This is a genomic window from Hyphobacterium lacteum (genome assembly GCF_036330345.1).
GTDB classification, from domain to species: Bacteria; Pseudomonadota; Alphaproteobacteria; order Caulobacterales; family Maricaulaceae; genus Hyphobacterium; species Hyphobacterium lacteum.
On sequence record NZ_JAZDRP010000004.1, the window covers coordinates 43690 to 67197 of the forward strand.

Here is a 23508-nt window from a genome sequence, read left to right on the forward strand (position 1 = left end):
CATGAGAGAGTTCTTGATCGGCGTCAGCGCAATCGCGCTCCTTGCCGCCTGTTCGCAATCTGCTGAAGATACCAATGTTGCGGTTTCGCCAGATGGCGCCGCCGGAATGACATCCGAAACGGCATCCTCGGAGACGGAAACGCAGACCGAGACCGAACGCCTGCTGGCGTTCTTCGACGAGCAATTCCAACGCGAATTGTCGTTCAGCCCGCAAGGCCAGACCTTTCTGGGCCTGACCAGCGACAAGGATGCGTATGGCCGCTGGAATGATGTCAGCGAAGCCGCCTTCGAGGCCGGACAGGAAAGAGCCCGCGACGATCTGGCGACGCTTCGCGACGATTTCGAATTCGACGCCCTGACGCCGGAAGCCCAAGTCTCCTACCGTTTCGCGGAATTCGTGCTGGAAAACCAGTTGCAGCAAGGCGAATTCCGGGATCACGGCTATATCTTCACCCAGTTCTTCGGGCCGCACAGTGATCTGCCGGCCATGCTGATCGGTTATCACCGCGTCAATGAAGTCGCGGATGCCGAGGCCTATGTCCGTCGGCTGGAAGGGCTCGGCCCGTTAATGAATACGCTGGTCGATCAGGCTGACGAGCGGGCGCAAATGGGCGTTCTGCCGCCAGCTTTTGCCTATCAGACGATCATCAATACGGCGCGGGGCATGATTTCCGGAATTCCTTTCGCCGACGATGCTGAAGCGGATTCCCCGCTCTGGGCAGATTTCAATGCCAAGCTGGACGGGCTCGAGATCGACGCTGCCGAGGCCGATGCCTTGCGCGAACGGGCCCGCGCTGCGCTGACCGATATTGTGGCGCCGGCCTATCAGCGCCTGATCGATGTCATGGGCCAGCACGAGGAAATGGCCCAGCGCCTGGAGATTGACGGCGTCTCGCGCCTGCCGCGTGGTGAGGCCTACTATGAAGCCCAGGTCGCGAACTATACAACACGTGACGATGTCGACGCCGAATGGGTTCACAATACGGGCTTGTCCGAAGTCGAACGCATCCATGATGAAATGCGCGAAATCATGGCAAGTGTCGGCTTTGATGGCACGCTGCAGGAATTCTTCGCCTATCTGCGGGAAGATCCGCAATTCTACTATCCGGACACGGAAGAGGGCCGCCAACGCTATCTGGATGAAGCGACGGCGATCATCGATACGATCACTGAAACACTGCCGGAGTATTTCGGCCGCATGCCGCAGGCGGAACTCGAGGTTCGTGCGGTCGAGCCATACCGCATTGAAACGGCGACCGGGGCCTTCTATGAGCCCGGCCCGCTCGATGGCTCTGCTCCGGGTGCCTACTACGTAAACCTCGCCCACATGGACGAGCTTCCCGTCTACCAGATGGAAACACTGGCCTATCACGAGGGCAATCCCGGCCACCACATGCAGATCGCCATCAGCCAGGAACTGGACAATGTCCCCATGTTCCAGCGCGTCACCTGGTATTCCGCCTATGGTGAAGGATGGGCGCTGTACTCGGAGCGACTGGGCAAGGATATGGGCTTCTTTACCGATCCCTATCAGGACTTCGGACGCCTCGGATACGAGGTGTTCCGGGCAGCCCGCATGGTCGTGGATACAGGCATCCACCACTATGACTGGAGCGAACAGGAAGCCATGGACTACATGCTGGCCAATACACCGATGACGGAGGGCGACATCCGCAACGAAGTGCGGCGCTATATCGTCTGGCCGGGCCAGGCGATCTCCTACAAGACCGGCATGTTGACGATTCTGGAACTACGTCAGCGCGCGATGGACGCGCTCGGTGATGAATTCAGCTATGGCGAGTTCCATGACGTCGTGCTGAGCAATGGATCGGTACCGCTGACCCTGCTCAGCGAGCTCGTCGACGACTATATCGCCAATCATCAGTCCGGTTCGGAGTAAGCGTCCATGACAAAACTGCCCGCCTTTTTTACTTCGGTTTCGCTCGCCGCCCTGCTGGCAGCCTGTAGCCCGTCGACGGAGAATTCGGGTTCGAATTCCCCGGCCGAAGACATGACGGTCAGCGAAGCCGCGAACGACAATTCCGGTGATGGCTCGAACGACAATTCGGTCGACATGACCGAGTCGGAACGGCTCAATGCCTGGTTCGAGGATGTGTATGAGGCGGGCGTGGAGCGTTCACCGGTAACCCAGACCTTTCTGGGCCGGCGGACAAATTACGACCAGTGGAATGATCTTTCACCGGAGTTTGCCGAGGAAGGCATCCGGCTGGCCGAGGCCAATCTCGCGACCATGCTGGCGGAGTTTGATTATGATGCGCTGGACGAGTCCGCGCAGATTTCCTGGCGCATGTTCCAGCGCAATGTTGAACGCCAGATCGAAGGCCGCCGCTGGCAGGATCATGGCTATATTTTCACGCCGCGCGGCGGACCGCACAGCTTCGTGGCGTCTTTCCTGATCGGCCAGCATCGCGTCAGCACGTTGGAAGATGCCGAGGCTTATATCGGCCGTCTCAACAATGTTGGGGACTTCCTCGATCAGTCGATGGAGAATGCCCAGCGGGCTTACGACATGGGCGTTCGCACAGCGCGCTGGACCTATGCGCCGATGATTGCAACCACGCGCAATATCATCACCGGATATCCTTTCGATGATGGCCCGGATTCCCCGATCATGGCCGACTTCCGGCGCAAGGTCGAAGCGCTCGAGATATCGGAAGACGAGCAGGCAAGCCTGATCAGCGAAGCCGAAACGGCGCTGACCGGTGTACTGCAGCCGGCCTATGAGCGCATGATCGCCATGTTCGAGACCATGGAGGCTGGCGCCAGCGATGATGACGGCGCCTGGACGATGCCGGATGGCGGCGAGTATTACGCCTTCATGCTGGCCGGCTACACGACCACGGACCTGACGCCGGAGGAGATTCACAATCTGGGCCTGTCCGAGGTCGATCGCATCCATAGCGAAATGACAGAGATCATGCGCGAAGTGGGCTTTGAAGGCTCGCTGCAGGACTTCTTCGAATTCATGCGGACCGATCCGCAATTCTATTATCCCAATACGGATGAGGGCCGGGACGCGTATCTGGCAGACGCCACGCAGATCATCGATACGATGCGCGAAGCATTGCCGAGCGTGTTCAACACTTTCCCGCAAGCCGATATCGAGGTTGTCCGGGTCGAGCCCTTCCGCGAAGCCTCGGCAGGCAAGGCTTTCTATAATCGTCCTGCCGAGGACGGCTCACGTCCCGGCCGCTATTACGCCAATCTTCGCGATATGGGCGACATGCCGACCTATCAGATGGAAGCCCTAGCCTATCACGAGGGCATTCCGGGCCACCACATGCAGCTGGCCATCATGCAGGAGCTGGAAGACATTCCCTCTTTCCGGCGATTTGGCGGGGTAACCGCCTATACCGAAGGCTGGGGCCTCTATTCCGAATACCTTCCGCTGGAAATGGGCTTCTATGACGATCCGTATTCGAACTTCGGACGTCTGGCGATGGAGCTTTGGCGAGCCTGCCGGCTGGTCGTCGATACGGGTCTGCACCATTACCGGTGGACCCGGGAAGAAGCGATGGATTACCTCTCGGAGAACACGCCCAATCCGCGCGGTGATGTCGAGAATGCCATCAACCGCTATATCGTGATCCCGGGGCAGGCCACGGCCTACAAGATCGGCATGAACGAGATCCTGCGCCTGCGGGGTGAGGCACAGGATGCGCTGGGCGATGATTTCACGCTGGGCGGCTTCCACGATGTCGTATTGCGCCAGGGCGCATTGCCTCTTTCCATCCTGGAAGAGCAGGTCAATGCGTGGGTGGAAGAGGTTCAGGCGGGCGAATAGCGCCTAGATCGGCATCTTCAGGATGTCGTTATAGGCGCGGATCACCTCGTCGCGGACGGCGATAACGGTTTCCAGCTGAACTTCAGCTGCGGCGACAGCTGTAACGACGTCGACCAACTCGGCGTCTCCCACGGCTGCACTTGCCGTCAATTGCTCGGCCTGGACCAGCGATGTGTTGGTCGTTTCCAGGGCGCCCTGTACCAGCTCGGTGAATTTCTGTCCGGCGGTCTCGTCCGCTGGCTGCGCGCCGCCAGCCGCTTGCGCGGCCTGTCCGGCAGCGGCGCGATAGGCGTTCAAGGCAGAGGTAAGATCAGTCGCCATCTATCTGTTTCCTATCGGCGCAGCAGATCCAGCGCGCGTTCCATCATGCGGCGGCTGGATTCAACCATGTTGAGATTGGCCTCGTAGGACCGCTGCGCCTCACGCATGTCCATCAGCTCAACCAGCGTCTGGACGTTGGGATAGCGAACATAACCGTCCTCGTTTGCCGCCGGGTGGCCCGGCTCGTATTCAAGACGGAACTCGGACATGTCCGGCGTGGCGCGGCTCATGCGGACGGTTTCCAGTCCGGTTGCACGGTCCAATTCAGCCTCGAACACAGGCATCTGCCGACGGTAAGGATCTCCGCCGGGCGTCTCTGCCGTCGAGTTTGCATTGGCAATGTTCTCGGCAATGATCCGCATACGCGCCGACTGGGCACGAAGGCCGGCAGCGGCTACGGCAAGGGCATCTGATGCGTCACTCATCTATCCGCTCCTATCGGCCAACCGGACGCGCAGCCATGCGCATCAGGCCGAGGCTCTTCTGGTAAAGCGACAGCGCTGTTTCGTACTGCAAACGGTTTTCCTGAGCCCGGACCATTTGTTCCTCGAGGACAACGGAATTGCCATTCACCGTGGTCTGGCTGTCGGGCGAATCATGCGCCTCATATCGGCGAGGCCCCACGGCTCCGCTGGCCGAGCTACGCAGCTCTTCCTGCAGAGCCCGATGGAAATCGGCCCGGGAAAGATCCTGCGGCGTGTAGCCGGGTGTATTGGCGTTGGCGATATTGCGTGTGAGCAAATCATTCCGCTGGCTGTGAAAAGCCATCGACTCACGCAAGATTGCCAGTGTTGGCGCGTTATCCAGACTCATCTTCTACTCCGGTCTGTTAACGATGAAGCTGGGCTGCGCCGCTTAACGCCGCGTTAAACAGGAAGGAATTGCCGGTTTGGACGTCGTTGATGCCGCCCGATACATCGCCGCTCTCGCCGTCGTGCTGGGGCTGCTGGGCCTGTTCGCACTTGGGGCACGGCAAGGCTGGTTAACCGGGCTGATTGCCGGACTGGCGCGTGGCCAAGTCGGTGGAATCAAACGCGAGCGGCGCATGAAAGTGGTCGAGACACTGGTGCTCGATCCGCGGCGGCGGATTGTTATCGTCGAGATCGATGGCCAGGAACAAAGGCTTCTACTCGGCGCTTCCGGCGAAACCGTCCTGCCGGACAGCAAGGAAACAGGATTATGAGCCTGCGCAAATGGGCCGGCGTTCTCGCCCTGGTTGGCGCTTTCCTGGCGATTGCCGGGGGTGCCTGGGCAGCGGCTCCGGCCGGGCCGGGCCTGTCGCTGGACCTCGGTGATGAAGGCACGCTGACAGAGCGCGTGCTGCAATTGATGGCATTGCTGACAATCCTGTCGCTGGCACCATCAATCGTCATCATGACCACGTCTTTTGTGCGGATCGTCGTGGTGCTGTCCCTGCTTCGAACCGCAGTAGGCCTGCAGCAGAGCCCGCCCAATGCGGTTTTGATATCACTCGCCATCTTTCTGACCGGCTTCATCATGGCACCGGTTTTCAGCCAGTCCTATGATGACGGCATCCGGCCTCTGCTGGATGGTGAAATAGAGCTGACCGAAGCCTTCGAGGCGTCCAGCGCACCGGTGAAGACCTTCATGCTGGCGCATACGCGCGAGGATGATCTGGGCCTGTTTATCGGCTTTATGGATGGCGAACCGCCGGAAAGTGCGGAAGCCACGCCCTTCCACGTGGTCGCACCGGCTTTCATGATCTCGGAGCTGCGCCGGGCCTTTGAAATCGGCTTCCTGCTCTTCATCCCTTTCCTGATTATCGACCTTGTCGTCGCCTCGATCCTGATGTCGATGGGCATGATGATGCTGCCACCGATCGTGATCTCGCTGCCCTTCAAGCTGATCTTTTTTGTGCTGGTCGATGGCTGGCGGCTGGTAACCGGATCACTGGTGCAGAGCTTCGCGACGATCACGCCGCCCGGCTGATCAGGCGGGATCGCCCGCCGCCTCCGAAAAACGCTCGCGGAACCGGCTCATGAAGGCATCCAGCGTATCGATGCCGGCAATTTGCCGGGCCAGGTCACCGATGCGCGTATCGCCGGTGGTCGCATTCACGCGGGTCAGAACAGAGAATGCCTCGGCCTGCTCGGTCGCGGCCATCATCTCACCATAGCGGCTGGTCAGCCGGTCTGTGGCAGCCCGGTCATCGGCCAGATTGTAGGCAATCGCGGCGCGCAGCACATCGGCCTGCTCTTCAATGCTCAGCGGCGTTTCATCATTCCAGCGATCGCCCAGCGCGGCTTCGACCCGACGACCCGCGTCCGGCCAGTTTCTCTGGGCCCAGGAGACATCTGCCCGCAGCCGGCGCGCTCTTTCGCTGGTGTCACGTTCGATAAGCTCCAGAGCATGATCGTGACGCCCCAGTTCAGCCAACGCCCGCGCTTCAAGGATTCGCCGTTCGCCGACCAGATCCATAGGCAGCCCCGCCACCCGCGTCGAACGGATCGCCGCCAACGCCTCGCTGGGGCGGTGGTCCATCAGATAGATGACAGCAAGGTCCGTCCCGACCCGGGCTCGGGCCGTCGGCTCCCGAAGCCGTTCATTCACCTGGTGAGCGAGCAATTGCGCAGCCGGTTCGAGAAGATCAAATGCCACCAATCTGTCGGCGAGACGACGGATCATCCTGTCCCCGTCCGCTCCGATCGGGGTCAGATAGGAATGCTCATAGAAGAGCGCGACGGCCTCGATCGGATCCATGCGGTCCGCACCGCCCTCCAGGAACAGATAATTGAAGATACGGGCCATTTCCTGACCGGTCCGGCGGGCGGCACGCGTCTCGGGAAACTGGGCCCGCGCATTTTGCATGATGGCCAGCCCCTCACTGTACTGGCCTTCTCTGACATAGAGCTGGCCCAACAGGGTCATCGTATCCAGTTCAGTCGTATCACCCCGCCAGCGCAAGCGCAGCAATTCCAGCGCCTCAACGGCATCATCCGGCGCAATCAGCTCGTTTTCGATCTGAATTTCGTAGAGCTCCAACAGCGCCAGTGCTTCGATCTGGGGAAGGCCCGAAACCGTCAGCCGCTCCAGCCGGTCGATCGCATCTGCAGTATTGCCCGCGACTGCAGACAGGCGGGCCCGCAACAACTCGCCGCGCGCCGCCGTCATCCGGTCAGGGTCATCACTATCAAGCTGCCGGAGCAATTCCGTGGCTGCCGCGAAATCGTTGAGCTCCAACGCGGTTTCGGCGTGCATGACATGGAAGCGGGCGCGCCAGTCCGAAGCGTAGTCGAACAGCAACTCGCGGCTCGCCGCAAACCGGCGGCTGGCCTCTTCCCATTCTTCCTGGTGAGCCGCAATCATCGCCAGCCAGGGCGCAGACCCGGCATCATTGCGTAATTCCGGCGCGCTGAATGCGGCATGAGCCTCGTCGATCCGACCCATCATCAGATTGGCAACACCTGCCAGCGCCAATGCGTGCGCATTGCCCTGAACAGACGGGTCGCGATCAAGAGCGACCTCGATCACGCCCAGCGTCTCGGCGCTCAGGCCATTGGCAAGGAGAAAGCGGGCCAGTGCTATCCGGTCTGTGGAATTGCCATGCGCGGCCTGCTGATAGAGCTCGGAGTAGCGCGGCCAGAACGCCTCGGCATCATTCCATCGCGCGAAATCCATGAAGGCCGGAGAATCAAGGCTGGGCCGGCCTGCTGCCAGTATACCGTCGGACGTTGGCGAGAGCGCCAAACCATCGGGGCGTGCGAAAGTCACCGTATCGCCCTGCCGCGACATAACGACGTCATCGGCGAGAATTTCCATCGCAGCGCCATGGCTCGAAGGCAATAGTGACATGCCGACGAAATCCCGCCGCGCCGGTGCCCCCTGGATAAGGCCGCTCGTCGTGATCACCGCCATTGAGTCGCCGATCGCCGGGTCATCAACCCAGAGCGTTTCACTGACGTCTTCGAGCTCGACCAGGATACGCGCGCTGGCGCCGCGGCGCGCATCGCGATCAACCGATATCGGCCGGGGCGGAGAATGGACCCGTTCGGACAGGACCAGCCGCCAGCTGTCGCCCTCGGCAAATACTTCCGCCTGAGTAGACTCCGGCACCACAATCCGGGCGGCGGTATATCCCTGCCCCCGCGTGACCGTATAGCCGATCACATGGCCGCGACGGCCATGGGCAATCTCATCGAGATCAAGATCAGCTTCCGCATCGAACACGACCCAGACCGCTGAACCGCGCCGGAAAACAGCGGAACCGACCTGCGCGGCCCAGGGAAAGACGGCGGTCAACTCCCCCTCTGTCTCGCTGACCTCGGCATGGATAATGCCGCTGGGCGGAACGGGATCGGCCCGTTCGACCGGCTGGAAGCTCAACTCATCTGCACCGGTTTCCGGTGATGGCACCGGCCCGCCGGTTTCAACGTCAGGGCCGGCGTCTGCCACTTCAGGCTCGTCTGCGATCTCTGCTGGCTCATCTGCGCCAGCGGTTTCAGCCCCGTCATCCTCCTCCACCAGCGAAGCCAGAGCCGCCAGCACGTCGGTCGGATTGCCGACGCCGGGCTCCAGAAGGTCGATCACGATACGCTCACCCTCATCCCAGGCCCGCGCATTAGCGCCTTCTTCCAGCGTGATTGTCAGCGTGAAATCATTCTCGCCGCGTTCGCCGGAAATCGTCTCCAATAGCCGCGGTGGTGAGGTCCGAAGCTCGACGAGATCCAACTCCGCCGGTGCCGAAAAGAATACCGTCGCAACATCGCCTTCCTGGCTCAGCTCATAGCTGACCGTTTCAGGCCAGACGAATTCGAGCCGCGTATATTCGGTCGCCTGCCCGAATGACACAGAAACCGGCACGGCCGGCGACGGGGGGGGAGGAGGCGCGTTGGCCGCTGCCTCTGCAGCCTCGATTTCGGCTTGCTCCCGGGGCGAAATAATCCGCGGCGGCGGCGTTGCGCCTGCCGGCACGAGATCGATCGCCACCATATTGTAGGAAGCCGACACTCGCGGGGTGACGGTTCCGCCCCGAAGCGCGAGGCGGAGTGCATTTCCATCCGGATCGATCCTAGCCAGCGCAATCAGATTGGGAAGATCGCCCGTGACATTGACCGGAGTGCCCTCGATCGCATCACTGAAGCGAGCGACGACAACCTGTCCGCCAACAATCTCCGCCGTAGCGGTCGGGCGCTCATCGGAGAAAGCCTGAGGATAGGTCACCACGATACGCGCCACACCGTTGACGCGTTCGGTCGTGAACGTCACCGGCTCGGCGGCAAAGGCGCTGGCGCAAAGCGCCAGCCCCGACAGGGAAGCAAGAAGGCTAGCCCTCAGAACCAAGCTGCGCCTCCAGCTCTGCTGCGGTCTCGGGGACGTCGCGGCGCGCGGCAATCCGTGTGGTCAAAGCTGCAGCTGCGGCCACTTCCATTTCAGCCATGATCGGCCCCGCCTGCCGGGGAGACATACGCGAAATGATCTGAACCTGGGTTTCGCCATCAAGCGCAGCGATCCTCTCTGCAGCAGCATCCGGTTCCATCTGGTTGAAGATGGCGACCAGCCGATCCAGCTCGGCCGCTTCTTCTGCTGACAGGGCCCCCAACAAGGCTTCGATATCAGCCTGCAGCCCCCGCAATTCCTCGATGCGTTCGTCAACGCGGATTTCTGCGGCTTCCAGCAGTTGCTCGCGAGTATCCAGCTCGCGCTCACGTGCATCCAGATCATTCCGGCGATCGGTCAGCGAGCGGAGAATACGCTGTTCCGACGGGCTGAGCCCGCGATTGGCGAGGCGCAGCGAAAGGCTGGATTGCGGCTGTGCAGTCACCTCGGCCGGTTCACAGACCGGCGCATCCAGAGACGTCGTGGCCAGCGGAGAAACGCTCTCATCAACTTCGCCATCGTGCGCTTCGGCGGGCGTATCATCCGACTGGGCAGACCAGGCATCAGCTGTGTCCACGCCGAATTCGATCGCTTTCAGCATGAACAATCCAAGCGCCAATATGGACGCGGTTGCGAGAAGCCGGACCGGACGCATGGTCAGCGTACATCCTTCAGGTCAGAAAATGCTGTTTTGCGCCCACCCTCTGGGAAATGTTCGGCGATCGTCTTGCGCCGGGGACGCGCCGCAAGCCCCTCTGCCTGCCTGTCACCGGCATCGACCAGTAAACGGAGCTCGTCTGCCAGCGACTGCGCCCGCTTCACGTTATTTTCCAATGTCTCGCCGCTTTCCCGTGCGGCACGCTGAAGCGCCGCCAGGCTGGCACGGGCGCGCTCGGACGCCTCGTCCAGCGCGATGATGGAAGAGCGAATGCCATCCTGCCCGGACCGCAGGGCGCGCAACTTGCTGTCGACGCGCCAGAGCATGATGGCCGACAGGAAGATCAGCAGCGCAACCGCGCCTTCGAATACGAGCGATGCGAGTGTCATACGGACCTCATCAGTTTTTGCTTGGCGCGGGTGGATAGTGGCGAATTCAGGCGCACAGCGACGCTGTGACCGAGGCGACCCATACGCCCCTCGGTCAATGGAACGCTGCCGCACTTGATCTCGACAGGACTGTCAGGGCTGGCATCCAGATAGATCGTATCGCCGATCTGCATGTTCATGACCTTGCCCAACGGCATGCGGATTTCGTCGAGCACAGCCGACACCTCCATGCGCGTGGACCACAATTCGGTGGCTAGGTGGCCTTCCCAGATATTGTCGCGGCCGAACTTCTCTCCCATGAATTGCTGGAGCAGCATCTTCCGGATCGGTTCCAGCGTGGCATAGGGCAGAAGCAATTCGACGCGTCCGCCGCGGTCTTCCATATCAACACGCAGCTTGACGAGAATGGCCGCGTTGGCCGGACGGGCAATGGCCGCAAAGCGTGGATTGGTTTCGATCCGCTCGAGTGCGAAGTCGACCTCCGTCAGCGGCTCGAATGCCGCCTTGGCATCCTGCAGGACGACCTCGATCATGCGCTGGACAAGTGTGCGCTCGATTGTCGTATACGGCCGCCCTTCGATCCGCATCGCACTGGTGCCACGGCGTCCGCCAAGCAGCACATCCACGATGGAATAGATCAGATTGGAATCGACTGTCAGGAGGCCATAATTGTCCAATTGTTTGGCGCGGAATACCGAAAGGATGGCCGGCAGCGGAATGGAATTGAGATAGTCGCCAAACCGCATGGAAGAGATGTTGTCGAGGCTGACCTCGACATTATCGGACGTGAAATTGCGCAAGGACGTCGTCATCAGCCGCACCAGGCGGTCGAAGACGATTTCAAGCATCGGCAGGCGCTCATAGGACACCAATGCCGAGTTGATAATGGCGCGGATACCTGACTTGTCGGCACCTTCCTCATCCGCCATCGAAAAGCCCAGCAGGCTGTCGATCTCATCCTGATTGAGGATGCGCTCCGGCGTGCCTGCGGCAGCACCCTCGCCCTCCTCCTCGCCAACCATGGAATTCCACTCGTCGGAGAGGTCATCACCCCCCTCGCCGCCGCCCAAGGCATGGCCTGCGGGGATGTCGTCGTCTTCCGGAGTTTCTGTTTCTGCTGCGTCAGCCATGGAACGCCTTAAACAATCAGCAAATTGGTAATGAGTACGCTGCGCACCCGGTCTTCTCCCAGGATCAGCTGGGCCCGGCGCAGCAATTCCATGCGTACACGCTCCAGACCGGCGCTGCCCGCCAGATCTTCCGGCCGCAATTCGCGCAGGAAGCCAAGGAATTGATCAGCAATGCGGCGGGTTTCCGCTTCGGTCAGATTGTCGCCGAAATGCTCATCCGGGGTCTCGAAGGTGATATCCATTTGAAGAATGGAAAAACCACCGCGCCCATCGGAAATCGAAATCTGCAATTGCTCGAGGTCGTGCGGATAAAGATCCTCACCATGGCCGGCACCGCCGCCATGACCATTGCTGGCCACTTCGCCATGCTCGCCCGCCTCTGCAACCTGATCTTCGTCATTACCGCCACCGGAAAACAGCAGCATTGCGGCGACCCCGCCGAGGGCGAGAATCACGACGGGTAGACCAATGAACAAGGCCAGCTTCATGATGCCGGGCTTTTTCTTGCCTTCGCCTTCGCCGTCTTCGCTTTCGTCTTCCGCGTCGGCGCCTTCGTTTTCGATTTCGTCTTCTTCGTCTGCCATCAGCCGACTCCGATTCCCTTGCAATCAAGGCGATTAAGGCCCGCTCCGGTTAACGAGGCGTTTGCAATTGCCCTGCGCCCGGCAATTCCTGCCCAGCGCAGCGGTGCTTTCTGCCCAATTCGCGCATGACCCTGACAGTGGAAGTCTCGCAGGTCATTGTAATTGCTACAAATTAACCATGGCACGCTGCGTGCAACAGGGTTGGCAAGCGCTGCAAAAGACGGCGTCAGAACACATAACGCTCCAGAACGGACGGAACGCGCCATGGAAAACGCCTTGATGATAGGGCTTTCGCGCCAGCTTACGCTGCGGCGCGAAATGGATATCACCGCGAACAATATCGCGAATGCCAACACGCCCGGATTCCACGTAGAAAGCCTGCTCCTGCGCAGCCAGGACGCGCCGACAGCCGAGTCGCAGGACGGCCCGCCGGATCTTCAATATGTTGATGCTTGGGGCATTGGCCGCGACTTCCGCGAAGGCACGCTGGACTTTACCGGCCGGTCGCTGGATGTCGCGCTGGAAGGCGACGGCTTCTTCCAGGTCGAGGGCCGGGATGGCGAAGCGTTGTATACACGCGATGGCCGCTTCCGGATCGACCAGGAAGGCCGGCTGACGGCCGCCGACGGTGCCCCGGTGCTCGACGATCTGGGCGCGCCGATCCTTATCGATGCCAATCTTGGCGAGGTGATGATCACCGAAGATGGCGCTCTGGTTCAGAACAATGCCCAGATCGCCCGCCTCGGCGTCTATGTTTTCGAAGACCGCGCGGCGCTGGAGAAGTCCGGCAATGGCCGCTATTCGGCTGGCGACGCCCAGGCCGATATCGCGACCGAATACGCGGTCCGGCAGGGCTATGTCGAGACATCCAACGTCCAGCCCATCCTCGAGCTGACCCGCATGATCGAAACCATGCGGGCCTATGAATCCGTTTCCCGCTTCCTCTCGCAGGGCGAGGAACTGAGCCGCAAGGCGATTGAACGCCTCGGCCGCGTCTAAGGGAGATAAGCCATGCGATCCCTCACCACCGCCGCAACGGGCATGCAAGCCCAGCAGATGAATGTCGAGGTTATCTCGAACAACATCGCCAACATGAACACCACTGCCTTCCAGAGGCAGCGGGCCGAGTTCCAGGACCTGATCTATCAGAGCGTCGAGCGCATGGGCGCCTCGTCATCTGATGCCGGCACGATCGTGCCGACCGGGGTCCAGGTGGGCCTGGGTGTGCAGGCCGCTTCGGTCTACCGCATCACCGAACAGGGCAGCCTGATCCAGACCGGAAACCGCTACGATCTGGCGATTTCGGGCCGCGGATATTTCCGCATCCAGCTGCCCTCGGGCGCTGATGCCTATACCCGCGCCGGCAATTTCGCTGTCAGCCCGGACGGACAGCTGGTGACCACGGACGGCTATACGGTCGCGCCGGGTATCGCCATTCCGCAGGGCGCGCGCGATGTCGCCATCAACCAGCAGGGCCAGGTCCAGGCCCTGATCGATGGCCAGACCGATCCGCAGATTGTCGGCCAGCTGGAATTGTCGACCTTCTTCAATGATGCCGGGCTGGAAGCCATGGGGGATAATCTCTTCATGGAAACCGCCGCGTCAGGCGCCCCCACCACGGGCACGCCGGGCTCGACCGGCTTCGGCGTCGTCCGCCAGGGCTTTGTCGAGGGCGCGAACGTCAACGCGGTCTCGGAAATCACCGCCCTGATCCAGGCCCAGCGTGCATATGAAATGAATGCCCGCGTGATCTCGGCGTCCGACGAGATGCTGGCCGCCAGCTCGAACCTGCGCTGAGGATTGTCATGAGAACCGTCCTCTTCGCCCTCGCCCTCGTCCTCGCCCCGCCGCCGCAGCTGGCCTTCGCGGACGATCCCGTCATGCTGCGCGAAACCCTGCGCGTCGATGGTCCCGTCATCACGCTGGGCGATCTGTTCGCCATCGATGGAGAGGCCGCCAGCGTGGTCATCGCCCGCGCACCCGAGCCAGGCCGCCGCACCTCGATCGATCCGAACTATGTGCGCAACCAGGCGTTCGAACACGGCTTGTCCTGGTCGAACCCGAACCGCCTGCCGCGCATCACGGTGGAACGCGCCAGCCGCATTATCGATACCGACATCATCGCGGAAATGGTGGCCGGCGAGCTCTACTCCCGCGACGGCAATGAATACGATGTCGCCCTGTCCGGCGTCACCGCACTTCATGCCCCGCTGGACAGTTCCGGCCTTCCGCAGATCATCTCCTTCGACCATGCCGCTTCCAGCGGTGTCTTCCAGGCCGAGCTGATCGCCTATGAGGGCGCCGCGCCGATCCGCATCAATGGCCGCGCCTATGCGACCATCGAGGTGCCAGTGCTGACCCGCGCCATTCCCGCCGGTCATGTCATCAGCGATGGCGATCTTGACTGGCAATCGGTCCGCGCCGACCGGCTGCGCGCCGATGCCATCACCTCGCCCGACATGATGATCGGACAGGAAGCCCGCCGTGCCCTGCGCCCCGGTGAGGCGGTCCGCGGATACGATCTGCAATCGCCTGTCGTCGTGCATCGCGGCGACATTGTCAGCCTGGTCTTCAACGTTCCCGGCCTCACCCTCACCGCTCGCGCCCGGGCGCTGGAGGATGCCGGATCGGACGAGATCGCCCGCTTTGTGAACCTTCAGTCCAACCGCACGGTGGACGCGATGGTGGAAGGCCCGGGCCGCGCCCGCGTCGTCACCGCCGGACCGTCCTGACGAGGACAGGACTCCTACTACGGAAGCGATTTCGTCTCCTCCTCCTACTACTACTACTACGACTCCAACCACTCCGACGCTGCCAACCAAGACCAAGAAGAACACGAAAACGCCAAGACAGAACTGGGAAAACGCCATGATCCGCAAAATCGCTCTTGTCGCCGCCGCGCTGTCCCTCGGTGCCTGTTCCACCGCCCAGCGCCTTTCCGAAGTGGGCTCCACACCGGCCCTGTCGCCGATCGAGAACCCGGCGCTCTATGCCACCGGCCCCAATGCCCGCTCGGCCAGTCACAATGCCCAGGGACAATACGGGGGCCAGTCCGGAGGCCAGTATACGCCCCCGCCATCCCATGGCGGACAAAGCACGGCGCAGACACCGCAATATGCCCCGCCGCAATACGCCGCGAACACGCATGCGCCGGCCTATGACAACTCGCCGACCAACTCGCTGTGGACCGCCGGCCGCCAGACCTTCTTCGGCGATCCGCGCGCGGCCAATCCGGGCGATATCCTGACGGTGAATATCAATATTGCCGACAGCGCCAATGTGCAGAATTCCACCAACCGCGCCCGCACCAGCGCGGAAGACAGCGACCTCACCAACTTCCTCGGCGGGGAAGCCGCACTGTCGAGCTTCTTCAATGACGCGATCGATCCCACCTCGATTGCCAGCTTCGGCTCGTCCGGCTCGCACACCGGCAGCGGCGCGGTGACCCGGGCCGAGACCATCAATCTCTCGATTGCCGCCGTCGTCACCGACCGTATGCCGAACGGTAACCTGGCCATTGCCGGGCGCCAGGAAGTGCGCATCAACAACGAGATCCGCGAATTGCTGGTCTCCGGCGTGGTCCGCCCGCAGGACATCGCCTCGGACAATACGATCCGGCACACCCAGATCGCCGAGGCCCGCATCTCCTATGGCGGCCGCGGCCATATTTCCGACGTCCAGCGCCCGCGCATGGGACAGGAAGTCTTCGATATTCTCTGGCCCTTCTGAGGATCAGAGTCACAGCCCACCACCCAGTGGCGCACCTTGGCCCCTGCCGTTTCGACGGCAGGGGTTATTTTTTTGATTTTTTCCTTCTTACCTCATGGTGAGGTGCTTTCCGCCAGGAAAGCCTCGAACCACGCACCAAGTACAACACGCATAAATTGTGCTACTGTGTATCCATGCAGCAGTATCCGAAAATGATCTGGGTCTACATTCTGCGGTGTTCCGATGGCTCCTATTACACCGGTACACATCGCGGCGAGGACATGGAACAGCGCGTTGCCGAACATCAGGCCGGAACGTTTGGCGGCTACACGGCCGCGCGGCGGCCGGTGGAATTGGTGTGGGCAGACTGGAGCTTTCAGCTGGCTGATGCTGTCGCTTTCGAACGCCAGATCAAAGGTTGGTCGCGCGCCAAGAAAGAGGCCTTCATGGCCAGCGACTGGAGGGGGCTCCGCCAGCTATCAAAGCGGCGTGGCGGCAAATCGTCCAGCTAACTGGTTTGGGTCCTTCGAGGCTCCCCCGGATCCAGTCCGGGGTCGCACCTCAGGATGAGGTGAATTGAAAGTTCCTAACCTACCTCATGGTGAGGTGCTGTTTTCGGCAGGCCCAGCCTGCCCAAAGCGCGACTGCGCGTTCGCAGCGAGACCGGCTTGTCCGGTCGGAAGCGAGGAGCGAGGGCCCGGATGGGCCTGAGCACAATAGGGAAACCTCGAACCACCCACCCCTATTCCGGCCTCACATAATCATCCAGATCGCGGCCATTGATCAGATTGACCCGCGCCGGGCATGGATCCTCGATCAGGGTGAAGGTGAAACCGCCCGCGCGGTCGGTGATCTCGTAAACACCATCATTGTCCAGCGCGCAGGCGGCCTGCTCTTCCGGGAAGAAGGCGGGCGGCGAGATATCGCGCAGCGCCATCACGCCCTCGTCGATGGAATAGCGGTAAATGGCCGCCGTCACATTGCTGGAATTGACGACGATGGAGAGATAGCCATCCCCGGTGAAGGTGAAAGTGCCAAAGCCGGCGCGGTAGATGCCCGGAAACCCGTTCAGCTGTTCTTGTCCACGCCCGTGATGGTCGGCCTGCACGCTGGCGGCAAGGCCCAGGGCGATAATGGCGGCGGTGAAGTATTTCATGCGGCGCTCCCCTTTGCTGGCCGGCATTAGGAAGCGGATGCGGGTGGGTGGCAAGACCCCTCACCCTCGCACCCGCCTTCCTGCCGGAAGCCGGGCGCTCTTCCCTCTCCCCTTTCGAAGGGGAGAGGGAAAGGGTGCGAAATCGCATAGCGATGAGCATCCGGGTGAGGGGTTTTGTTTTGCCGTGCCCAGAAAACCTACCTCATGGTGAGGTGCCCGGCGTCAGCCGGGCCTCGAACCACGCAGCGCACTGGACCGGGTCCTTCGAGGCCCACTTCGTGGGCTCCTCAGGATGAGGTGGAATGATGATATTCGATTGCACCCCAGCGCACGGCCGGCATGACGAATTCTACTATAAGTTAGAAGACCCTAATCGTCCCGGTGCACCCGTTCGGAGCGCTCATGGCGTTCCTGGGCTTCGAGCGAGAGTGTTGCGACGGGCCGGGCGTCGAGGCGCTTCAGGCTGATCGGCTCGCCGGTTTCCTCGCAATAGCCGTAAGTGCCTTCATCGATGCGGCGCAGGGCCGAGTCGATCTTGGAGATCAGCTTGCGCTGGCGATCGCGGGCGCGCAGTTCAAGCGAGCGATCGGTTTCCGCCGAGGCGCGGTCGGCAATGTCCGGCTGGGTGCCGACATCGGACTGCAACGTCTCGATGGTCGACTTGCTTTCGCGGATGATCTCTTCTTTCCAGGCTTCCAGCTTGCGTCGGAAGTATTCCTGCTGCCGTTCATTCATGAACGGCTCTTTCGTCGTGGGCTTGTAACCGGCCGGAAGCTCGATGGAAGAGGATGATGCGTCCGTCTTCTTCGCCATAACGCCAACTCCGATGTCTATCTGCCCCTCTCACAGGCGCGCCCGAAATGACTCAAGCCGCCGCTCAAGTCAACGCGCGAGTGCTGTGGGAACCGGTAAAATCCCCGTCATTGTCCACAGCATTTACAGAGGGTTGTCGAGGCCGATCAGGCTTCGAGCTTGGCGAGCTCGACCGCGGCGCGGGTCTCGACCTCGTCCAGCATCTGCTCGAGGCGCGGATCCTGGGTATTGTCCCGGCGCGATTGCAGAAGATCCATCAGCGCTACCAGCTTGGCGCGCGGAATGCCGCCATCGAGCAGGGCCAGCTTCAGGTCATCCAGCACGTCCAGCATGGTGAAGGCACGCTCGGTGGCCTTCTTCTTGGCCTCGGTGAAATCACCGACCGATTGCAGGGCCAGGATGGCATCCACCGAGGTCAGTGCACTGGCACCGCTGGTGGCTGCAACAGAGGCCTGCCCGCCGGCCTGCGGCGTTTCCACGGAAAAGCCCTCGCCGCCGGTCTTGCCGGTGCGGCGCTTGGAAGAAACGGAAGCGGTGGAACCCGGTCCGGTGACTTTCATTTCTGGTCTTTCCCCGATGCGGAACATTGCGTGGGATGAAACTCCGATGCTTCGGCTTAACAAGCATTTAAGGCTGTCGGCGGGCTGGGCAAAACTTGCCGCGGCGGGCGGTTTTGCCGACCAGGGCGGCCGATAGCGTGAATTATTTGCACATGATTTCAATGCGTTGCGCGTTAACCCTGTTGGCACGGTTTTCGCACCTTCGCCTGCGAGAAACAAATTGGGGAGAACCCCGGACCATGCGCCGCGCCACTTACGCCTTTGCCATCCTTACCTTCGTCCTCGGCCTTGCCGTGCTGACGGCCCCGGCCCACGCCAACTCCCGCATCAAGGACATTACCGACGTTGAAGGTGTCCGCGAGAACCAGCTGGTCGGTTATGGCCTGGTGGTCGGTCTCGACGGCTCCGGCGACAGCTTGCGCAACGCCGCTTTCACCCGCCAGTCGCTGTCGGCAATGCTGGAACGCTTCGATGTGAATACGCGCGATGCGACGCTGAACACGCGCAACACCGCCGCGGTCATCGTCACCGCGCATCTGCCGCCCTTTTCCACGCAGGGCACGCGCGTTGACATCACCGTCTCGGCGATTGGCGATGCCTCCTCGCTGCAGGGCGGCACGCTGATTGCCACGCCGCTGATCGGCGCGGACGGACAGGTCTATGCCGTAGGCCAGGGTCAGGTCGCTGTCGGCGGGTTTGCCGCGGAAGGCGATGGCGCCTCGATCACGCGCGGCGTGCCGACCGCCGGCCGCATCGCCAATGGCGCGCTGGTTGAACGCGAAATCGCCTATGACATCGCCAACCGTTCGGCCATTCGCCTCGCCCTGCGCAATCCGGATTTCACCACCGCCCGCCGCACCGCCGAGGCGATCAATAATTATCTCGGCTCAGATGCCGCCCGCGCTGCCGACCCCGCCACGGTCGTTCTTACCCGCCCGGACTATTATGAAGGCGACATGGTCGCCCTCCTGTCCGAGGTGGAGCTTCTGCGCGTCGAGCCGGACCTGCCCGCCCGTGTCATCATCGACGAGGCCACGGGCACGATCGTGATGGGCGAGAATGTGCGCGTCTCCACCGTTGCGATTGCGCAGGGCAATCTGACCATTTCGGTCACCGAGAGCCCGGTTGCCAGTCAGCCCGCCCCCTTCTCCGAGGGCGGCGAGACAGTGGTTCTGCCGCGCACCAATGTCTCGGTGGAAGAGGACATGACGCAGCTGGGCTTGCTGGATGAGGGTGTCTCCCTCTCCGATCTCGTCGACGGGCTGAACGCGCTCGGCGTTAGCCCGCGCGACATGATTGCCATCTTGCAGGCGATTGCCGCTTCCGGCGCGCTGCAGGCCGAGATCGAGGTCCTGTAAAATGGAGAACCTCCTCGCCCCCGACGCCCAGCTGGCGACTGCGCTTTCCGGTGCCTCCGGCGGCCGCGAGCCGCAGCTGCGCCAGGTCTCCAGCGAGGAGGAAGCGCGCCAGGTTGCCGAGGAATTCGAGTCCTTCTTCATCTCGCAGATGATCGAGGCGATGTTCCAGGGCGTGGGCGAGAATAATCCGTTCGGCGGCGGCGCCGGCGAGAGCGCCTTCCGTGGCCTCTTGCACGAGGAATATGCCCGCGTCATGGCCGGCACGGGCGGGCTGGGCCTGGCTGACAATCTGACCGCCGAGATCCTGCGCTATCAGGAAGGGGACGATGCATGAGCCTGCTCGCTGCCAATTCTCCCGCCGAACGCGCCGAGGCGCTGATCCTTCTGACCACGCGCCTGACCGAGCTGATCGAGAAGGAAACCGCCCTGTTTGAATCGCGCCGTCCGCTGGAAGCGCGCACCTTCCAGGACGAGAAGTCCAAGCTGGCCACCATCTACCGGCGCGAGATCGCGGCGGTGAAAGCCGAACCGGCCCGGCTGGAGGCCGCTCCCGAAGCGCTGAAAATCCAGCTGAAGGATGTCACCGCACACTTCACCAACGCGCTGGAGGCCAATGGCCGCGCCGTTGATGCGCTGCGCGTTCTGACCGAGGGCGTCGTCAAATCCGTCGCCGATGAAGCCGCGCGCCTGCGCGACAAGGATGCCGGCTATGGCCCGGGCTCGAAGCTGCGCTCGGGCGCGTCCACGCCCGCGATCGCGGTGAATCAAAGGGCTTAGGCCCCTCACCCTGACCACTCATCGCTGCGCGATTTCGTGCTCTTCCCTCTCCCTCGAGGGAGAGGGAAAGAATGCGAGCCTCGCCGAGGCGAGTATTCGAGGGTGAAGGGGCTTAAAAATACGCCGTTGCGCTTGCGCCGCTACCCGCCTGAAGACGGGCGAGACCGGCGGAATAGTTCGAGATCTGGGCAGTGAGATAGGCCGGCACAGTGCCGTTGCGGTTGCCCTTGCCATCACCGTTGAGCAGATCCTTCAGCGCCTGCGGCGTGGTCAGATCGCGATAGGCGCGCTGGACGATACTCATCGCTTCTTCCAGCGCCTTGGCGGCCAGCGCCGCGCGGTCCTTGCTGGCCAGTGACATGTCATTGCCGAGCTCGAGCGCGAAAACCTTGGGTGCGGCCGACGTCTTGTCCTTGTCGAGGAAGCTTTCCTTGCCGGTCACGGCCCCCGCCGTCAGGCCCAGCCCGGCCAGCGCATCGCGGCCCTCGGTCCCCGAGAACAGCTCCACGGTGACATTCGGCTTGGGCGTGATGCGCAGGACATCACCTTCCTTGGAGCGGCGCACATCGGCCGCGCCATCCAGCACCAGGGCGGCGTTGATCTTGAAGGTCAGGGCGCGCAGCGTGTCATTGGCATCGACGGTAATCTTTTTGCGGCGCCCGCCATCCACCGAGATGTAGAAAAAATCGCCATCACGTACCGAGGTGCGGTCGGTCACAACGCGCGTATCGGCGTAAGCGAGCGTGCCCGAAGGCAGGCCGAGATCATCGAGAATGCTGTCACCCCCGGCGTCCACGGCAATGCCGGCGGCTTCGGAAATCCCGCCGCGTCCGGAAATCTGGGTGGCGAAGTTCACAGTGCCGGTGGTGGCATCAATCGAGGCCGCATAGGCATTGCGGGTGCCGTTCTGGGTGGCGCCGGACAGTTCGCCCGTCGTCTTGCCCGAGATGTAGACCGTTCCGGACACCACCTGCACGGCGGCGGCGCTGTCATCAGCGTTCGAGCCGACGAATTGCGTCCACTGCGTGGCCGGTGTGGCACCGTCGGTGATTTTCACCACCACCGCATCGCGGCCGCCGGCATGGGCGGTCAGCGGGGCGGACGGGGCAAAGCTGGCGCCGGCCGAACCGGCAAAATAGATGTCATTGCCATCGACGGTCAGACCACCGATCGCGCCATTCTCCAGATCGCCCAGATCCATTTCCCAGACTGCGGCGCTGTTGCCGTCGGCGCTGTCATACTTGCGCAGGATGGCCCGGCCATCCTCTTCGCTGGCGACCAGCAATCCGCCATCGCTGGCCACGGCCACGGCTTTGGCGCTTTCCTCTCCGGTGGCGCCGATGCGGCGCGTCCAGGACAGGGTGCCGTTCGTGTCATAGGCGCGGACATAACCGTCCGTCTGGCCACCCTGATGGGTCTGGTTGCCAAAGGGCGACCCCGCCTCGCCAGCGACGAAGATGGTGCCATCCGCGGCGACCGTCACCGAGGTCGGGCTGTCATCATCCGTGCCGCCAAAACGCTTCAGCCATTGCTCGACACCGGCGGTATCGAACTTGGCCACGAAACTGTCCGTACCCCCGACCGCCGTGGTATCGCCCAGCGCGCCCTGAACCGTTCCGGCGACGACGATATCGCCATTGCCATCGACCGCGAGCGAGGCGCCACTGGCCTCGCTGGCCGCGCCCAGCGTGCGGGTCCAGATCACCTTGCCGGTGGAATCCAGCTTTTGCAGGACCAGATCGCTCTCGCCCTTCACGATCCGGCCATCAATATCGGCGCTGGTCTCGCCCAGAACATAGAGCGCGCCATCGGCGCCCAGTACGCTGGCTTTCAGGGTCAGCGGATTGGCCTCGGTGGAAGTTTTCTCCTCGCCATCATCATTGACCGTGGTGACCTCGTCCGCACTGGCTTCCAGGCGGCGGGTAAATTCGGTGGTGGGGGTACCGGAGGCAATATCGGTCAGCTTGACCACCTGCCCGCCGGCATCATCTCCTATGCCGGATGTGCCGGCGATATAGACAGCCGGCTGTGATACCGCAGCGGTGAAGGTCAGAACCTCTGTCGAGGCACCGGAAATCTTGAAGCCGAAATCATTGCCCGGAATGATGCCGTTCTCGTCCTTTTCGCCCAGCTTAACGCGCTCGAAGGTCGAGATCATGCCGGCCGCTTCCAGCTGGGTGTTGATGTGGGCCGCGATGTTATCGAGATTGCGCACTGTCGCGCCCATATCGGCGAGATTGATGTTTATATCCGTCGTTGTGCCGGACTTCTTCACCGAGATGGTGAACTGGACATCGCCGGTCAGGCTGGCCACTTCGGCATCAAAAGTGCCGGAATGGATAACACCGGTCGTGTATTCCGAAAGGCCGCGCTTGATGGCGATATCGGACTCGGCCTTGGACAATTCCTCGCCCTTCAGCACGTTGACGCCCTGCAGATCCATACCCTGGAAGAAACTGTCCAGCTGGCTGACGCCCTCCAGGAAACGGCGATTCAGGAAATCGCGGCGCGAGTCGATCGTGGTCTTGTCGGCGGCCTCATTGGCCAGCGCGAACATGCGGCGCAGGCCCTGATGCATGCCAAACAGCGTCTTGATATCGGTCGAGGCGTCCGTATTCGAAAATTCCGAAAGCTTGCTGTCGAAGAACAGGCCGGAGGCCAGCACCTTGCGGCTGACCTCGTCGAGACCGGTGATTTCCCCGCGCACATCCCAGGGCGGCAGCACGCCATCGCCCTGCCGCGCGGCCGGATTGTCCGTGCCCGCTGTCACGCCCGAGGCTTGCGGCGACAGGCTGGCAAGACGGGCTGCCGTCTTGGCCTGGTACCAGCCGCCCAGGGCGGAAAAATCGAAGGGCAGGATATTCACCCGCGGACACTCCTCTCAGTTGACCCTGGAGTATCCGCTCAATGCA

General features: G+C 62.1%; 24 protein-coding genes. 12 read left to right on the forward strand and 12 right to left on the reverse strand.

What is annotated here, in order from left to right; all coding sequences use genetic code 11:
- Nucleotide 1 precedes the first annotated feature (1 nt).
- Together V0U79_RS07335 and V0U79_RS07340 are read left to right on the forward strand one after the other, a co-directional pair.
- On the forward strand, nt 2-1900 hold the full coding sequence (locus tag V0U79_RS07335) for a DUF885 domain-containing protein (RefSeq protein WP_330198838.1): 1899 nt from the start codon (nt 2-4) through the stop codon (nt 1898-1900).
- Nucleotides 1901-1906: 6 nt separating this feature from the next.
- On the forward strand, nt 1907-3805 hold the full coding sequence (locus V0U79_RS07340; RefSeq protein WP_330198839.1) for a DUF885 domain-containing protein: 1899 nt from the start codon (nt 1907-1909) through the stop codon (nt 3803-3805).
- A gap of 3 nt (nt 3806-3808) precedes the next feature.
- Here V0U79_RS07340 and fliE read toward each other — a convergent pair whose 3' ends face one another.
- From fliE to V0U79_RS07355, 3 genes are read right to left on the reverse strand one after another with little or no spacing between them, the layout of a single operon-like run.
- Entirely contained in the window at nt 3809-4126 is a 318-nt protein-coding gene (fliE, locus tag V0U79_RS07345) for a flagellar hook-basal body complex protein FliE (protein WP_330198840.1), read from the reverse strand.
- An 11-nt stretch (nt 4127-4137) separates the two neighbouring features.
- On the reverse strand, nt 4138-4551 hold the full coding sequence (flgC, locus tag V0U79_RS07350) for a flagellar basal body rod protein FlgC (RefSeq protein WP_330198841.1): 414 nt from the start codon (nt 4549-4551) through the stop codon (nt 4138-4140).
- A gap of 10 nt (nt 4552-4561) precedes the next feature.
- A complete protein-coding gene (locus tag V0U79_RS07355; RefSeq protein ID WP_330198842.1) occupies nt 4562-4939 on the reverse strand; it encodes a flagellar basal body rod protein FlgB in 378 nt (125 codons plus the stop codon).
- 76 nt (nt 4940-5015) lie between these two features.
- Between V0U79_RS07355 and V0U79_RS07360 the strand changes: the two genes are divergently transcribed.
- Entirely contained in the window at nt 5016-5309 is a 294-nt protein-coding gene (locus V0U79_RS07360; RefSeq protein ID WP_330198843.1) for a flagellar biosynthetic protein FliO, read from the forward strand.
- Nucleotides 5306-6076, forward strand: coding sequence for a flagellar type III secretion system pore protein FliP (gene fliP, locus V0U79_RS07365; protein ID WP_330198844.1), 771 nt, complete (start codon nt 5306-5308; stop codon nt 6074-6076). Before V0U79_RS07360 ends, fliP begins: the two co-directional genes overlap by 4 nt.
- Here fliP and V0U79_RS07370 read toward each other — a convergent pair whose 3' ends face one another.
- The 5 genes from V0U79_RS07370 to V0U79_RS07390 are packed head-to-tail and all read right to left on the reverse strand — an operon-like array spanning nt 6077 to nt 12224.
- Complete coding sequence (locus V0U79_RS07370) at nt 6077-9427, reverse strand: hypothetical protein (RefSeq protein WP_330198845.1); 3351 nt, start codon at nt 9425-9427, stop codon at nt 6077-6079. It abuts the gene before it with no gap.
- A complete protein-coding gene (locus V0U79_RS07375; RefSeq protein ID WP_330198846.1) occupies nt 9411-10064 on the reverse strand; it encodes a MotE family protein in 654 nt (217 codons plus the stop codon). Before V0U79_RS07375 ends, V0U79_RS07370 begins: the two co-directional genes overlap by 17 nt.
- Nucleotides 10065-10120: 56 nt before the next feature.
- The gene (locus V0U79_RS07380) at nt 10121-10510 is read right to left on the reverse strand and encodes a DUF6468 domain-containing protein (protein ID WP_330198847.1); all 390 of its coding nucleotides are present in this window, start codon (nt 10508-10510) and stop codon (nt 10121-10123) included.
- A complete protein-coding gene (fliM, locus tag V0U79_RS07385) occupies nt 10507-11640 on the reverse strand; it encodes a flagellar motor switch protein FliM (protein WP_330198848.1) in 1134 nt (377 codons plus the stop codon). The genes V0U79_RS07380 and fliM overlap by 4 nt, the downstream gene beginning before the upstream one ends.
- Nucleotides 11641-11648: 8 nt before the next feature.
- Nucleotides 11649-12224 carry a flagellar basal body-associated FliL family protein gene (locus V0U79_RS07390; RefSeq protein WP_330198849.1) on the reverse strand — a complete coding sequence of 192 codons (576 nt, stop codon included), beginning with the start codon at nt 12222-12224 and terminating at the stop codon, nt 11649-11651.
- A gap of 264 nt (nt 12225-12488) precedes the next feature.
- Here V0U79_RS07390 and flgF point away from each other — a divergent pair, with 264 nt between their 5' ends.
- The 5 genes from flgF (at nt 12489) to V0U79_RS07415 (ending at nt 16444) form a co-directional block, all read left to right on the forward strand.
- Nucleotides 12489-13223 carry a flagellar basal-body rod protein FlgF gene (gene flgF, locus V0U79_RS07395; protein WP_330198850.1) on the forward strand — a complete coding sequence of 245 codons (735 nt, stop codon included), beginning with the start codon at nt 12489-12491 and terminating at the stop codon, nt 13221-13223.
- Between the two features lie 12 nt (nt 13224-13235).
- The gene (flgG, locus tag V0U79_RS07400) at nt 13236-14021 is read left to right on the forward strand and encodes a flagellar basal-body rod protein FlgG (RefSeq protein ID WP_330198851.1); all 786 of its coding nucleotides are present in this window, start codon (nt 13236-13238) and stop codon (nt 14019-14021) included.
- An 8-nt stretch (nt 14022-14029) separates the two neighbouring features.
- Nucleotides 14030-14956, forward strand: a complete 927-nt coding sequence (gene flgA / locus V0U79_RS07405; protein ID WP_330198852.1) for a flagellar basal body P-ring formation chaperone FlgA — start codon at nt 14030-14032, stop codon at nt 14954-14956.
- 136 nt (nt 14957-15092) lie between these two features.
- Nucleotides 15093-15953, forward strand: coding sequence for a flagellar basal body L-ring protein FlgH (flgH, locus tag V0U79_RS07410; protein WP_330198853.1), 861 nt, complete (start codon nt 15093-15095; stop codon nt 15951-15953).
- A 191-nt stretch (nt 15954-16144) separates the two neighbouring features.
- Nucleotides 16145-16444, forward strand: coding sequence for a GIY-YIG nuclease family protein (locus V0U79_RS07415; protein ID WP_330198854.1), 300 nt, complete (start codon nt 16145-16147; stop codon nt 16442-16444).
- Between the two features lie 230 nt (nt 16445-16674).
- On the opposite strand, the gene V0U79_RS07420 is transcribed toward V0U79_RS07415, so the two are convergent.
- The 3 genes from V0U79_RS07420 to V0U79_RS07430 all read right to left on the reverse strand — a co-directional run bounded on the left by V0U79_RS07420 (nt 16675) and on the right by V0U79_RS07430 (nt 18461).
- Nucleotides 16675-17088: a hypothetical protein gene (locus V0U79_RS07420; RefSeq protein WP_330198855.1), complete on the reverse strand. Its 414-nt coding sequence runs from the start codon at nt 17086-17088 to the stop codon at nt 16675-16677.
- Between the two features lie 369 nt (nt 17089-17457).
- Nucleotides 17458-17901, reverse strand: coding sequence for an RNA polymerase-binding protein DksA (dksA, locus tag V0U79_RS07425; RefSeq protein WP_330198856.1), 444 nt, complete (start codon nt 17899-17901; stop codon nt 17458-17460).
- Nucleotides 17902-18047: 146 nt separating this feature from the next.
- Entirely contained in the window at nt 18048-18461 is a 414-nt protein-coding gene (locus V0U79_RS07430) for a flagellar assembly protein FliX (RefSeq protein WP_330198857.1), read from the reverse strand.
- A gap of 239 nt (nt 18462-18700) precedes the next feature.
- Between V0U79_RS07430 and V0U79_RS07435 the strand changes: the two genes are divergently transcribed.
- Genes V0U79_RS07435 through V0U79_RS07445 form a run of 3 tightly spaced genes read left to right on the forward strand, consistent with a single transcriptional unit; the run spans nt 18701 to nt 20596 of the window.
- Entirely contained in the window at nt 18701-19819 is a 1119-nt protein-coding gene (locus tag V0U79_RS07435) for a flagellar basal body P-ring protein FlgI (protein ID WP_330198858.1), read from the forward strand.
- A gap of 1 nt (nt 19820) precedes the next feature.
- Entirely contained in the window at nt 19821-20153 is a 333-nt protein-coding gene (locus V0U79_RS07440) for a rod-binding protein (RefSeq protein WP_330198859.1), read from the forward strand.
- Entirely contained in the window at nt 20150-20596 is a 447-nt protein-coding gene (locus V0U79_RS07445) for a flagellar basal-body protein FlbY (protein WP_330198860.1), read from the forward strand. Before V0U79_RS07440 ends, V0U79_RS07445 begins: the two co-directional genes overlap by 4 nt.
- 112 nt (nt 20597-20708) lie before the next feature.
- On the opposite strand, the gene V0U79_RS07450 is transcribed toward V0U79_RS07445, so the two are convergent.
- Nucleotides 20709-23462, reverse strand: a complete 2754-nt coding sequence (locus V0U79_RS07450; protein ID WP_330198861.1) for a hypothetical protein — start codon at nt 23460-23462, stop codon at nt 20709-20711.
- Between the last annotated feature and the right edge of the window lie 46 nt (nt 23463-23508).